Here is a 12402-nt window from a genome sequence, read left to right as displayed (position 1 = left end):
CCATATCCTCAAGCTCCGAAGATCAGCGCGCGGGCAGGATCGATCGACAGCGCAACCGCGCCCCCCTGCGCCGGCGCGCGATCCGCATGGAAGACGATCTCGACGCCGTCGCCGGTGCGGGCGATGCCGACATATTCGCGGCCGCGATATTCGATCGTATCGACCGTGACCGGAACGCCGCCGGAAGCCTGTTCCGCGAGCATCACGTCGTCGGGGCGCACGGCGAGCACGGCCGAAGCTCCCGGCTGAAGATCGCCGACCACCGTTCCGGAAACGGAGAAGGAGCCGGCGGAAACCGTGGCGCGATCGCCTTCCCGGGAAATGACCTTGCCGGCGAAACGGTTGCGGAAGCCCATGAATTCGGCGACGTCGAGATGCGCCGGCTTCTCGTAAAGCTCGTGCGGCGTGCCCACCTGGCGGATGACGCCGTCGCGGAGAACCACGATCCGGTCCGCGAGCGACAGCGCCTCGTCCTGGTCGTGCGTGACGTAGATGGTGGTCGCCTTCATCTGGTTGTGGATGCGGCGGATTTCGGCGCGCATCTCGAGGCGCAGCTTGGCGTCGAGGTTCGACAGCGGCTCGTCCATCAAGACCAGCGGCGGCTCGATGACGATGGCGCGGGCGATCGCCACGCGCTGCTGCTGGCCGCCCGAAAGCTGGCCGGGAAGCTTGTCCGCATGGCCCTGCAGACGCACCAGCGCGATCGCCTCCTCGACCTTGATGTCGATCTCGGATTGCGGACGGCCGCGCATCTTCAGGCCGAAGCCGATATTCTTGCGCACGCTCATATGCGGGAAAAGCGCGTAGTTCTGAAAGACCATGCCGAAACCGCGATCCTCGGGCTTGAACTGATCGATCCTTTTATCGTCGATATAGATGCCCCCGCCCGTCGTGGAGAGCAGGCCGGCGATGCAGTTGAGAGCGGTCGACTTGCCGCAGCCGGAAGGCCCGAGCAAGGCGATGAATTCGCCCTTCCTGATGGACAGAGTGATTTCGCGCAGCGCGTTCAACGCCCCGAATGCACGGCTCATTCGGTCGAGACGGATTTCATTGAATGGCATGGATGCGAGCTGCATCGATCGACCTCATCATGGAGAAGGGCATGGCCACGCTTCGAGCGGAGGCCATGCCTGTCTTGGATATCGGGTTGGTTACTTCGCGACGGCTGCGACTTCTTCGTCCCAGCGGCGGAAGGCGGCGACGAGCGCATCCGGCTCGAGCGGCAATTCGACCGGGTTGTTCTTGATCCAGTCTTCGTATTCCGGACGGCCGAATTCGGCGATCGCGTCCTGGCTGGCCTTCGGAGCCATGGAGAGCGGCACGTCCTTCACCGCCGGACCCGGGTAGAAATAGCCCTGGTCATAGGTGTAGGCCTGCTGCTCCGGCTTCAGCATGAAGGCGATCATGTCGAGAATGACGGCCAGCTTCTCGTCCGAGACCCCCTTCGGAACGCTGAGATAATGCGCGTCGCAGACCCAGTGGAAACCTTCGAGCGTGCCGACCGCCGCCTCCTTCGGCACGACGCCGAGAACGCGCGGGTTGATGTCCCAGCCCGTCGTGGTGACGGTCATGTCGCGGGTGCCTTCGCCGAATTCCTTCATCAGGGCGCCGGTGCCGGCCGGGTAGTACTCGATGTTCTTGTGCAGTTCCTTGAGATAGGCCCAGGTCTTGTCCCAGCCCTTGACCGGATCCTTCGGATCGCTGTCTTTCAGAAGATAAGGCAGGCCCATCAGGAAGGTGCGGCCAGGCCCCGAGTTCGCCGGACGCGCATAGATGAACTTGTTCGGGTTCTGCTTCGTCCAGTCGAGCAGTTCCTCGGCGGTCTTCGGAACGGTCTTCACCTTCGACGGCATGTAGCCGATCAGCGGGCCGGACGGATAGTAGCTGATCGTGACGCCCCGCCCCTTGGAGAGTTCCTGCATACGGTATGCCGGCTCGAGATAGATGGACTTCAGGTCCGGCAGGCCGGTGTCCTTCATGGAGGCGATATCGATCCACATGTCCTGCGCAAGACCGGCCGAGAGAGCGTCCGGACCGATGATGACGAGATCGATGTCGAGGCGCTTTGCGGTCTGCTGGGCCTTGATCTTGCCCGGCAATTCCGGCGAGGTCGCCTTGTTGAAGGTCATGCGCGAAACGAGGTTCGGCTTTGCGGCGGCATAGGCGTCGAAGGCCGGCTGCGTCAGCGCGAGATTGCCGGCGGCATCGACGATGTTCAGCGTCACCGGCGACGTCGGCAGGGGCAGGCCCGCCGCCATGGCACGGACGGACGACAAGGTCATTGCGGCAGTACCGGCTGCGGCTACGCCGAGGAAGCCGCGGCGCGAGAATTTCGGATTCATTTTCAAGCTCCTCCACTAGGTGCCTGGCTTCATCTATCCGGCGCAGGCCTGCCGGCATTCGCGGGGTCTACCTTTGCCCCGTTAAGCGGCGACCGGCTCCCAGCCCTTCAGGATCTGTTCGAGATACTTGCGGTCGGCGGCATCGAGCGCCGGCAGGCCCGGCAGCCGGACGGGACCGACATTGTCGCCCCGCAGCATCAGAGCTTCCTTGACGACGGTGACGTTGGCGCCGTTGTTGAACTTGGTGCGCAGCATTTCGAAGCCGGCGATCTCCGCGACGAGCGCCCGTGCCGTGGTATAGTCGCCCGCCTCAAGCGCCTTCCAGACAGCCATCGAGCGGGCCGGATCGACATTGACGAGGCCTGACGTGAAGCCCTTGGCGCCCAGCGCATAGAAGGGAGCGGCCCAACCTTCCGCCAGTCCGCAGATCCAGACCGCATCCGTGCCTTCGGTCGCGCGCACGCATTCGGAGAAGAGCATCATGTCGGTCGAGGCGAATTTGACGCCGGCGATGTTCGGGTGGGTCGCGATGCGCGCCAGATCGCCGACGGCGATCGCGTTGGAGCGTACATAGGCGACGAGCGGCAGTTCGGAGGCTTCGGCGATCGAGATGAAATAGTCGGCCTGCGCCTTCGGCGCCGCGAACGGATCGAGCGGATGATGCACCATCACGCCCTGCGCGCCTTCGCGCTTGGCGGACTTGGCCGTGGCGATCGCCTCGCCGATCGAGCGGCCGGCTGCGGCGGTGACCACCGTCCTGCCCTCGGCGGCGGCGACGCAGATCGCCTGCAGGCGAAGCACCTCTTCATGCCGGAGGCTGTAGAACTCGCCGGTATTGCCGCCGGAGACGATGTTATGGATGCCCGCATCCGCAATGCGGCGGACAATCTTGCCCGTCAGCTGAGGATCGATCGCGCCGGATTGGTCGTACGCCGTCACATGGACGCCCGAAATGCCCGTGAGGACGCGCTTGTAGTCGCGGATATTCATGTCCGTTTCCTTAATTCCCGGCTTGAGACACGCGGACGAGATGCTTCTCGCCCGAGCGGATCACGTGATCACGCATCAGCCGCTCGGCGAGATCCGGCTCGCGGGCGGCGATGGCGCTGGCAATGGCCTCATGCTCTTCGACCGCCAGGAAGCGCTCGCGCTCCTCCGACAGCACGCTGAGACGGGCCGTGTGGTTGTAGATGTTCTGGCCGCTCTGCAGGCGGCGCAGGTAATCGCAGCCGGAAGCTTCGTGGATGACGTTGTGGAAGCGTTCATTGAGCGCGATGAGCTGCAGCACGTCGACGGTTTCCAGGCCGGCACGCATGTCGACGAGCAGTGCGCGCATGCGGGCGATCTGATCTTCGTTGACGCGCTTCGCGGCCTGGCGGGCGATCATGCTCTCGATCGCCGCCCGCGCCAGCATCATCTCTTCCGCCTGAGCCGCATTGAAGGTGACGTAGATGCCGCGGCGCGGCTCGGAACGGACGAGCCCTTCGGCCTCGAGCACCCGCAGCGCCTCCTTGAGGGGAGTGGTGCTGATGCCGAGCTGGCTCGCAAGCTGGCGCTCGTTGAGCTTCTCGCCACCCTTCAGCCGGCCCGACACGATCGCATCCCGGACGAGACTGTAGACATGGTCGCGCAGGCTTTTCAGAAACACCGGCTCGACTGGCAGAAGCGCGTCCTCGCCGCCCATCCATTCCCTCCATCTCTTTGTTGGCCGGTTGTCTAACACCTGAAATCTGATATATCAAGCTGGAAATCTGAAATTTGATATATCAATATCGGAGGAGGAAGTTTAAGTTCACGGCCGGTTGGAAGGAGGTCCAACTCGGCGCTCCTCGTGGGTCGCACGTCGTCAGGGCAGGAAATCTGGAAACTTCAGCATGACAAAAGCAGCAGCCAGTCTCCGCAGCGCGCGTTGGTTCGCGCCGGATGATCTTCGTTCGTCGGGACATCGCTCCCGCATGATGCAGATGGGTTATGACGAGAAGGATTGGGGCAGGAAACCGATCATCGCCATCCTCAATACCTGGTCGGATCTCAATGCCTGCCATGCTCACTTCAAGGATCGCGTCGAGCATGTGAGGCGGGGCGTGCTGCAGGCAGGCGGCTTCCCGGTCGAGCTGCCGGTGCAGTCGCTCTCCGAAAGTGCGCTGAAGCCGACATCGATGCTCTACCGCAATTTCCTCGCCATGGAGGCCGAGGAACTTCTGCGCGCTCATCCGGTGGATGGCGCCGTGCTGATGGGCGGTTGCGACAAGACCACCCCTGCCCTCGTCATGGGCGCGATCAGCGCCGGTTTCCCGATGATCTTCCTGCCGGCCGGCCCGATGCTGCGCGGCAATTACAAGGGTGAGTGGCTGGGCTCCGGCTCGGATGCCTGGAAATACTGGGATGAACGCCGCGCCGGCACGATCTCCGAGGAACAGTGGACCGGCGTGGAGGAAGGCATCGCCCGCTCCTACGGGCACTGCATGACCTTCGGCACCGCCAGCACGATGACGGCGATCGCCGAGTCGCTCGGTCTCACGCTTCCCGGTGCGAGCTCCATCCCCGCCGCCGACGTCAATCACATGCGCATGAGCACGCGCTGCGGCCGCCGCATCGTCGAAATGGTCTGGGAAGACCTGACGCCGAACAAGATCATCACCCCGCAGGCCGTCCACAACGCGACGACCGTCGCCATGGCGACCGGCTGTTCCACCAATGCCGTCGTGCATCTGATCGCCATGGCCCGACGCGCCGGCGTGCCGCTGTCGCTCGACGACCTGGACCAGGCCGGCCGCACCACCCCGGTCGTCGCCAATATCCGCCCGTCCGGCGACAAGTACCTGATGGAGGACTTTTATTACGCCGGAGGCCTGCGTGGGCTTATGGCCGAGATCAAGGACCTCCTGAAGCTGGATGCCATGACGGTGAGCGGCTTGCCGCTCGGCGAGACGCTGAAGGGTGCGGAAGTCTACAACGGCGACGTCATCCGGCCGCTATCCAATCCGATCTACCCGGAAGGTTCGCTCGCGGTGCTGAAGGGCAACCTCGCGCCTGACGGCTGCGTCATGAAACCGTCGGCCTGCGAGCCGCGCCTGCGTGTCCACGAAGGCCCTGCCCTGGTCTTCGACAGCTATCCCGAGATGAAGGCGATGATCGACCGCGAAGACCTCGACGTCACCGCCGACCACGTGCTGATCCTTCGCAATGCCGGCCCCAAGGGCGGCCCCGGCATGCCGGAATGGGGCATGCTGCCGATCCCGAAAAAGATCCTCAAGCAGGGTTACCGCGACATGCTGCGCATTTCCGACGCCCGCATGTCCGGAACGAGCTATGGTGCCTGCATCCTGCACGTCGCGCCCGAAGCCCATGTCGGCGGTCCGCTTGCGCTGGTGCGCACCGGCGACCTCATTCGCGTCGATCTGCCGAACCGCTCGATCAACATGCTGGTCGACGAAGAGACGTTAGCCCGGCGGCGGGCCGCCTGGAAGGCGCCGGCCGACAAGTACGAGCGCGGCTATGGCTGGATGTTCTCGAAACATATCAAGCAGGCCAACGAAGGATGCGATTTCGACTTTCTCGAAAGCCAATTCGGCGCAGCCGCCGGCGAACCCGACATTTTCTGACTGGAGACCCTATGACCGACTACGTTCTTTCCGACGCGACGCGCAAGAAATACGAGGGCGTCAGCTGCGCGACGATCTGCACGGCGCTGTTCAAGCGGGGCCTCCGCAACCAGTTCATCCAGGATGTCCGGCCGCTTTCGCGCAAGACCAGAACGATGGTCGGCCAGGCCTTCACCCTGCGATACATTCCGGCCCGCGAAGACCTCAATCAATTGTCGGTCTTCCAGGATCCCAAACATCCCCAACGCGCCGCGATCGAGCAGTGCCCGCCGGGCCATGTGCTGGTGATGGACAGCCGCAAGGATGCCCGGGCCGCCTCGGCCGGCTCCATTCTCATCTCGCGCCTGATGGTGCGGGGGGCGGCCGGCGTCGTCACGGACGGCGGTTTCCGGGACAGTCCCGAGATCGCCGAACTCGATATCCCCGCCTACCACAGCCGGCCGTCCGCGCCGACCAATCTGACGCTGCACCAGGCCCTCGACATCAATGTTCCGATCGGCTGCGGTGACGTTGCGGTGTGGCCGGGTGATGTGGTCGTCGGCGACAACGAGGGTGTCGTCGTCATCCCCGCACATCTTGCCGAAGAGGTAGCCGACGAAGCGGTGGAGATGACAACATTCGAGGATTTTGTAACCGAGCAAGTGCTGAACGGCCGCTCGATCATCGGCCTCTATCCAGCCACCCGCGACGAGACGAGATCCGATTTCGCCGGCTGGCGAAAGACCAAAGGGCGCTAAGAGCCGGCCCCGCGTCTTCGGGTGCCCCTCGACGATGACGGTCTTTCGGGTTTGTGAAACTTCACGGAAGAAGAGGCGGACGCAGTCAACTCCGCCCGCCTCGATGAGTATCAGAACTCCATTTCGTCGCCGCCGAGATCCATGTCTTCGGCCGGTTCCTCCGCTTCCGGCGCGGCCGCCTGAGCTTCATCGCCGCCGAACATGCCCATGATGGCATTGCCGAGCAGCACGCCGCCCGCAACACCCATGGCTGTCTGCGCAGCCCCGGCGAGGAACCCGCCACTGCCGCGATTCTGCATCGGCGGCATGGCGTTCTGGTTCTGCGCATTCCAGGGGGACGGACGGCCGTAGGATGACGGCGCGGCACGCTGCGGCGCGGCACCGCCGCCGAACATGCCGGAGAACAGGCCGCCGCGCTGCGGTTGGGCCGCAGCCTGCGCCTCCAGTTCCTCGATGCGGCGCTGCGCTGCCTCGAGCGCCTGTTCCTGCACGACGATCGTCTGCGCCATGAAGTAGGGCGCGCCCGGCTGCTGGCCGATGCGGTCCTGGATGTAGCGGTCGGCCTCCGCGTCGCGCGAAGGAGCCTGGCGCTCGACATTGGCGAGCTTGGAGAACAGTCCTTCGATGGCCTGCTGATCGTTGCGATCCATGAAATATCTCCCCTTTGCCGACCGTTACTCTTCGCGCTGCCCGGTGAAATTCAGCAGGAGCTGGAAGATGTTGACGAAGTTCAGGTAGAGCGACAATGCGCCGAAGACGGCAATTTTCTGCTGGGATTCCTGGTCGAAATTCTCGGCATACTGTTCCTTGATGTTCTGCGTATCCCAGGCCGTCAGGCCGACGAAGACGACGATGCCGATCACGGAGATTGCGAACTGCAGCGCGCTGGAGCCGAGGAAGATGTTGACGATCGAGGCGATGACCACGCCGATCAGGCCCATGATCAGGAAGGAACCGAACTTCGACAGATCGCGCTTGGTGACATAGCCGTAAAGGCTCGTCGCCCCGAACATCGTGGCGGCGATGAAGAAGGTTCTGGCGATGCTGGCCCCGGTGAAGACGAGGAAGACCGAAGCGAGCGACAGGCCCATGACGGCGCAGAAGGCCCAGAAGGTCATCTGTGCGGTCGATGCCGACATCGTCTGGATGCGGAACGAGAAGAAGAACACGAAGGCGAGCGGAGCCAGCATCACCACCCACTTCAGCGGCGTGGAGAAGATCGGCACGTAGAGCGCCGGCGTCGTGCCGACGATGAAGGCGACGATGCCCGTCACCACGAGGCCGAGGCCCATGTAGTTGTAGACGCGCAGCATATGGCGGCGAAGGCCCTCGTCGAAGACGGCGGCGGATGCCTGACTGTAGCCGCCGAAGCGGTTTTGGTTCTGAAACATGAAAATCTCCCTTGATGATCAGTAGAGTGAGTTCTTGAGAAGTTCGGCCTCGTCGGAGAGACCGGTATTGGGCGCGCTCGAAATGATGGCGTACGCGACTTCGCCGAGTTGCCACCACGCAGCTTCCGCATCGGCGAGATTGAGATTCTTCACCTGCTCGACCGCAAAATGGCCGGGCCTTACGGCAAACAGCGAAATCTGCGTGCCGTCCCTGGTCCGGATGCTCGTCTCGACGCTCGGGCCGTATTCGGAGGGGAATATCTGGACATCGGCGACCTGCCAGTCCTTCGGCAGTTCCGGCATGACGATCGCGGTTGCCGCACGGATGTCTTCGCGATCATACGTCTTCACCTCCGGCTGCGAGGGCATGCCCGCCCGCACGAGCGAGGTCTGATGCGCGCGTACCGCCTCCTCGACGAAAACGGGCGGATGCACGGAGGCCACCACCTCACGGGTTCCCAGGGACGAATTGGCAAGCCATCCGGCCGATACCAGAACAGCGACGGCTGCGGCGCGCTGCAGGGCGGCCCACATGCGCCGGCCCGCAAGAGCGGATGAGAGGCGACGGGCAGCCTCGCGCGTCTCGGGACGACCCGATGCAGGCTGCGGGGCAAGCGCAAGCCTCAGCATCGTGCGCATCTCGAGATCGGCCATCACCCGTGCGGCTTCGGCAGGATGCCGCGCGAGATAGGATTCGACCCGAAGACGACCCGCCACATCGAGCTGATTGTCGACATAGGCATCGAAATCGGTGGCGAGAATGGTATCGATGTCAGTCATCGTCGCCTCTCACAAGCCTCAAATGGTTTGGTTGCTTTCCCTCGGCTTCGAAGGCGCGCAGGCTCGCCCGTGCACGCGAGACACGCGACATCAAGGTTCCGACGGGAACCCCGAGCGTATCGGCCGCTTCCTGATAGGAAAGGTCTTCCACGGCAATAAGATGCAGGGCTTCGCGCTGGTCCTCCGGCAATGCCATGAAAGCTTCCCGGACCTGGCGGAGCCTGACTGCATGCTCCTGGTCGCCGGGGTACGAAACTTCCGCCTCCAGAGCCGCCGCGTCATCGCGGCGTTTGCGCGCAAGAGTGCTTCTGATCCTGTCGACATGCGTGTTGTGGACGATCGACAGCAACCAGGTGCGCAGGTTTGCGCCCTTTCTGAACGTCACGCGGCGCTCGTAGGCTTTTACGAGCGCATCATGGACGAGATCCTCGGCCTCCGCCGAATCCCGGACAAGGGAACGGGCATAGCGCCTCAGCGCTCCAAGCTGTCCGATGACGTCGAAAGATCTCTTTTCAGCATCCATAACCGCATATACGGAGCCGACACGGATTCTTTTCCATCCCCAACTGAAAAAAAATTCGAACGCTCAGGCCGCGGCCTGTTCTCCCGAGCTGGAATGGGGCCGCACGCGGGATGGACGGCATTCGTCGAACCGGGTGCCAACCCGAATTGCGACTTTCGATCCGTTCTCCTGCACCCTCGAAGGCTGATAGACAAAAACAGCAACAGCATTCAATCTGTCCTGCTCCGTTTGTAAGGAGAGCCTGATCAATGATCAAATCGATGTGCCAGCTCACGCTGGCCGGCGTTGTCGCTTTTTGGGCACTTCAGGTCAACGCCGCCGAAAACAGGTGCGGATGGTACCAGATGCCGACCCCCGGAAACCTCTGGCTCACCGACAGGGACGCGACCTGGAGCATAACCTCGCAAGGAGAAGCCGCCGGTCCGGATGCGGTCGATGCCGAAAAGGCGCCGGACTTCGACGGCAGGCAGTTCGTCGAAACGAATGTACCCGGTGCCGGCTACGGTTATGGGTGCGCCTGCATGCGGGTCGATACCGACGCCAAGGCGCAGCGCATCACCAGGGTATATTCCGGGAAAATTCGCCCGCTTTCCGCCTGCAGGAACGACAAGTCGCTGCCGGCGCCACAGGACTGAGGCACCGTCTCTCCCTGTCTTTTGAAAGCCAAGCCAGCGAACTCCCTTCGGCGAGGCCCCGCCGATTCCCCTATCCTCAACGCCTTGAAAGGGCCGGCACGAGTTCATATCTGCCGCCCGACCGAGGACGACCCAGGGGAGAGCAATGTCCGAATTCTTTGAGACGACGTTCGGACCAGCGGAGCTGGAGATCCTGGAATCCGCGCTGGAACAATGGTGCGACGAACGCCAAGTGTCGAAGCACTCGGCAGATGCAACCCTTGCAGCCGAAATATTCATCAACCTCTTCCGTGAAGGCAACAAGACCCTGCCCGACCTGCAGCAAGCCGCCTCCCGTCACAAATGGCTCGCAGAGGGAAGCGTCGGCGCCTGACTGGCTTTTGTCGACAGGAAAGAGAAGGCTGAAATCCGTTTCCAGACTTTCCCATCATCTGCCGCCAGGCCGAAGCCTGAGAACGCATCGGCGACGGCTTGAGACCGCCATCTGCCGAACGCGGAACAGGCTTGCGGCCTGAGCGTTCCGTCCAGGAGCACCAATTTTCGGAGGACCGCAAATGGCTGAGGACAAGAAGGCACGGGAAGCGGTGGAACATGCCGGCAAGACAGGCGGAGCTTCAAGACCGCCGGCCGGGCCGCATGCCAAGGAACACCTGATCGACCGCGACAAGACGCCGGGCACGGGCTCCCTTCCCGAACCCGATGCGAAGGAAGCGGACGCCGGACCGGATTGATACCCACCCTACGCCGAAAACCGCTTCAGACGGCGCAAGCCATGCGACGCCTTGGCGCTTGCCCGAATTGCCGGGTGCCGCTAACACCGCTTGAAGAAACAGGTCGGGCAAGCGGGAATGGCAGGCGAGACAATCACACTCTATGAGGCGATCGGTGGCGACCCCACGGTGCGCGCGCTGGTGAAACGCTTCTACGAGCTGATGGACACGCTGCCGGAAGCCGCCCGCTGCCGCGCCATCCACCCGGCAAGCCTCGAAGGTAGCGAGGCCAAACTTTACGACTATCTGACCGGCTATCTCGGCGGTCCGCCGGTCTATGTCGAGAAATACGGCCACCCGCGGCTGCGTTCGCGCCATTTCGGCGCGGCGATCGGCCCCGCCGAACGCGACGAATGGATGCTCTGCTTCCGCCGCGCCATGCAGGAAACGATCGACAACGAAAAGCTGCGCGAGATCATCTGGCCGCCGATCGAGCGGCTCGCCTTCCACATGCAGAACAGGGAATAGGGTTTTGGAAAGACTCGGATATCTGAGGCCGTTGATTCTGTTTGTGAGCGGATTGATGGGGGCCGCAGGCGTCGCCCTTGCAGCAGCCGCGAGCCATGGCGGCGATACGCTCTTCCTGGGCTCCGCGTCCGCCATGTGCCTGGCGCATGCCCCCGTCCTGCTGGGCCTCTATCTCGGCCAGACGTTCTTCCGGACTGCTACCCTTGCGGCGCTGGTATTGGGGCTCGGCACGATCGTCTTCGCGGGCGATCTCGTGTCGCGGCACTATCTTGGCGACCGGCTGTTTGCGATGGCGGCTCCCGCGGGCGGCACGCTGATGATGCTCGGATGGCTGCTTGTGGCTGCGGCGGCGTTTTTCCGAACGAAAGAAGTCTAACCCCCTGGCCTGCCGGGCGGAGGGATTGTCAGCGCCGGAAAGCCAGCACCCTGCCCTCTCCGGCCGGCAGCATTCCGGAAGCGTGAGATTTCAGGTCGGCCGGAAAGGTCACCACATTGGTCATATCGGAAGCCATGTTGGCGGCCGCCTCCGCACGCGCCGTCAGCAGCGCGTAAAGTTCCGGCACCAGTCCGTCGCCATTCTGTTCGGCAAGCTTGTGCAGGCCGATGAAAAGGCCGACGTCACGACGTTCTTCGTTCATCATTTCGTTCCTTCATCGTCTGGAGCGCCCGCTCCAGACTGGATTTCGAGCCGTTGCGCAGGGGCACGAAGGCGACGCCGAACTTCTTGCAGCCGGTCTTCACCCTCAGACACGCATCGTGGCTGATACAGTCGATGGGGCAGAAGACGCAGTCGACCGAGGGCAGCACGGTGTCGATGCGCGAGACGGCTTCACGCAAACCGCCGTCGTGATGGATAAGTTCCGCCCCGTAATTGCTGGCGATCTCACGCAGATGCGCCACCTGACAGTCACGCCCCCCGACATAGAGGAAACTGCGGATGTCGATGGCGCCGCCGTCACCGCGTGCCGGAGCCTTGGACGCCTCTTCCGCGCCGCTGTTGCCGTTCTTCCGCTTCTGCTTCTTGGCCATCGTGCTCCCCGTCCGGCTCTCGGGGTCGGAACCCCTTGCTGGAGCGCACCATAGTAAAGTTGATTTTCGGAGTAAAGATTAAAGTCGACTCTTTTTATCAGGATATATTCGACGGCCTGACA

The 12402-nt window shown here is 63.1% G+C and carries 17 protein-coding genes; 7 read left to right on the top strand and 10 right to left on the bottom strand.

The window, feature by feature from the left end; all coding sequences use genetic code 11:
* Window positions 1-8: 8 nt before the first annotated feature.
* The 4 genes from QTA58_RS16465 to QTA58_RS16450 all read right to left on the bottom strand — a co-directional run bounded on the left by QTA58_RS16465 (window position 9) and on the right by QTA58_RS16450 (window position 4026).
* The gene (locus QTA58_RS16465; protein ID WP_289669639.1) at window positions 9-1076 is read right to left on the bottom strand and encodes an ABC transporter ATP-binding protein; all 1068 of its coding nucleotides are present in this window, start codon (window positions 1074-1076) and stop codon (window positions 9-11) included.
* 75 nt (window positions 1077-1151) lie between these two features.
* Window positions 1152-2342, bottom strand: a complete 1191-nt coding sequence (locus QTA58_RS16460) for an extracellular solute-binding protein (RefSeq protein WP_289669638.1) — start codon at window positions 2340-2342, stop codon at window positions 1152-1154.
* An 81-nt stretch (window positions 2343-2423) separates the two neighbouring features.
* On the bottom strand, window positions 2424-3332 hold the full coding sequence (locus tag QTA58_RS16455) for a dihydrodipicolinate synthase family protein (protein WP_289669637.1): 909 nt from the start codon (window positions 3330-3332) through the stop codon (window positions 2424-2426).
* Window positions 3333-3342: 10 nt separating this feature from the next.
* Window positions 3343-4026: a GntR family transcriptional regulator gene (locus QTA58_RS16450; protein WP_289669636.1), complete on the bottom strand. Its 684-nt coding sequence runs from the start codon at window positions 4024-4026 to the stop codon at window positions 3343-3345.
* Between the two features lie 190 nt (window positions 4027-4216).
* On the opposite strand from QTA58_RS16450, the gene araD reads away from it, so the two are divergent.
* Together araD and QTA58_RS16440 are read left to right on the top strand one after the other, a co-directional pair.
* Window positions 4217-5947, top strand: a complete 1731-nt coding sequence (gene araD, locus QTA58_RS16445; RefSeq protein ID WP_289669635.1) for an L-arabinonate dehydratase — start codon at window positions 4217-4219, stop codon at window positions 5945-5947.
* An 11-nt stretch (window positions 5948-5958) separates the two neighbouring features.
* Window positions 5959-6684: a ribonuclease activity regulator RraA gene (locus QTA58_RS16440; RefSeq protein ID WP_289669634.1), complete on the top strand. Its 726-nt coding sequence runs from the start codon at window positions 5959-5961 to the stop codon at window positions 6682-6684.
* A gap of 110 nt (window positions 6685-6794) precedes the next feature.
* Here the strand turns inward: QTA58_RS16440 and QTA58_RS16435 are convergent, their stop codons facing one another.
* Genes QTA58_RS16435 through QTA58_RS16420 form a run of 4 tightly spaced genes read right to left on the bottom strand, consistent with a single transcriptional unit; the run spans window position 6795 to window position 9378 of the window.
* Window positions 6795-7334, bottom strand: coding sequence for a DUF2076 family protein (locus tag QTA58_RS16435; RefSeq protein WP_289669633.1), 540 nt, complete (start codon window positions 7332-7334; stop codon window positions 6795-6797).
* Between the two features lie 24 nt (window positions 7335-7358).
* Entirely contained in the window at window positions 7359-8075 is a 717-nt protein-coding gene (locus QTA58_RS16430) for a Bax inhibitor-1/YccA family protein (protein ID WP_085419980.1), read from the bottom strand.
* Window positions 8076-8093: 18 nt separating this feature from the next.
* Window positions 8094-8855, bottom strand: coding sequence for an anti-sigma factor (locus tag QTA58_RS16425; RefSeq protein WP_085419981.1), 762 nt, complete (start codon window positions 8853-8855; stop codon window positions 8094-8096).
* The gene (locus tag QTA58_RS16420) at window positions 8848-9378 is read right to left on the bottom strand and encodes a sigma-70 family RNA polymerase sigma factor (RefSeq protein WP_085419982.1); all 531 of its coding nucleotides are present in this window, start codon (window positions 9376-9378) and stop codon (window positions 8848-8850) included. The genes QTA58_RS16425 and QTA58_RS16420 overlap by 8 nt, the downstream gene beginning before the upstream one ends.
* 248 nt (window positions 9379-9626) lie before the next feature.
* Between QTA58_RS16420 and QTA58_RS16415 the strand changes: the two genes are divergently transcribed.
* The 5 genes from QTA58_RS16415 (at window position 9627) to QTA58_RS16395 (ending at window position 11627) form a co-directional block, all read left to right on the top strand.
* Complete coding sequence (locus QTA58_RS16415; protein WP_289669632.1) at window positions 9627-10013, top strand: DUF4087 domain-containing protein; 387 nt, start codon at window positions 9627-9629, stop codon at window positions 10011-10013.
* A 145-nt stretch (window positions 10014-10158) separates the two neighbouring features.
* Window positions 10159-10386, top strand: coding sequence for a hypothetical protein (locus tag QTA58_RS16410; RefSeq protein WP_085419984.1), 228 nt, complete (start codon window positions 10159-10161; stop codon window positions 10384-10386).
* A gap of 181 nt (window positions 10387-10567) precedes the next feature.
* The gene (locus QTA58_RS16405) at window positions 10568-10744 is read left to right on the top strand and encodes a hypothetical protein (RefSeq protein ID WP_200814011.1); all 177 of its coding nucleotides are present in this window, start codon (window positions 10568-10570) and stop codon (window positions 10742-10744) included.
* 117 nt (window positions 10745-10861) lie between these two features.
* Window positions 10862-11251 carry a group II truncated hemoglobin gene (locus QTA58_RS16400; protein WP_085419985.1) on the top strand — a complete coding sequence of 130 codons (390 nt, stop codon included), beginning with the start codon at window positions 10862-10864 and terminating at the stop codon, window positions 11249-11251.
* Window positions 11252-11306: 55 nt separating this feature from the next.
* Window positions 11307-11627, top strand: coding sequence for a DUF423 domain-containing protein (locus QTA58_RS16395; RefSeq protein ID WP_085420750.1), 321 nt, complete (start codon window positions 11307-11309; stop codon window positions 11625-11627).
* 28 nt (window positions 11628-11655) lie between these two features.
* Here QTA58_RS16395 and QTA58_RS16390 read toward each other — a convergent pair whose 3' ends face one another.
* Together QTA58_RS16390 and QTA58_RS16385 are read right to left on the bottom strand one after the other, a co-directional pair.
* Window positions 11656-11889 (bottom strand): hypothetical protein, encoded by a 234-nt coding sequence (locus QTA58_RS16390; RefSeq protein ID WP_289669631.1) that lies wholly within the window; start codon window positions 11887-11889, stop codon window positions 11656-11658.
* Window positions 11870-12280, bottom strand: a complete 411-nt coding sequence (locus QTA58_RS16385; RefSeq protein ID WP_085419986.1) for a DUF2325 domain-containing protein — start codon at window positions 12278-12280, stop codon at window positions 11870-11872. Before QTA58_RS16385 ends, QTA58_RS16390 begins: the two co-directional genes overlap by 20 nt.
* Window positions 12281-12402: the final 122 nt, after the last annotated feature.

This window comes from Neorhizobium sp. CSC1952 (assembly GCF_030378245.1).
GTDB classification, from domain to species: domain Bacteria; phylum Pseudomonadota; class Alphaproteobacteria; order Rhizobiales; family Rhizobiaceae; genus Neorhizobium; species Neorhizobium oryzae_A.
The sequence above is the reverse complement of the archived record's forward strand: the minus strand, read 5'-3'. Positions and strand labels throughout refer to the sequence as shown.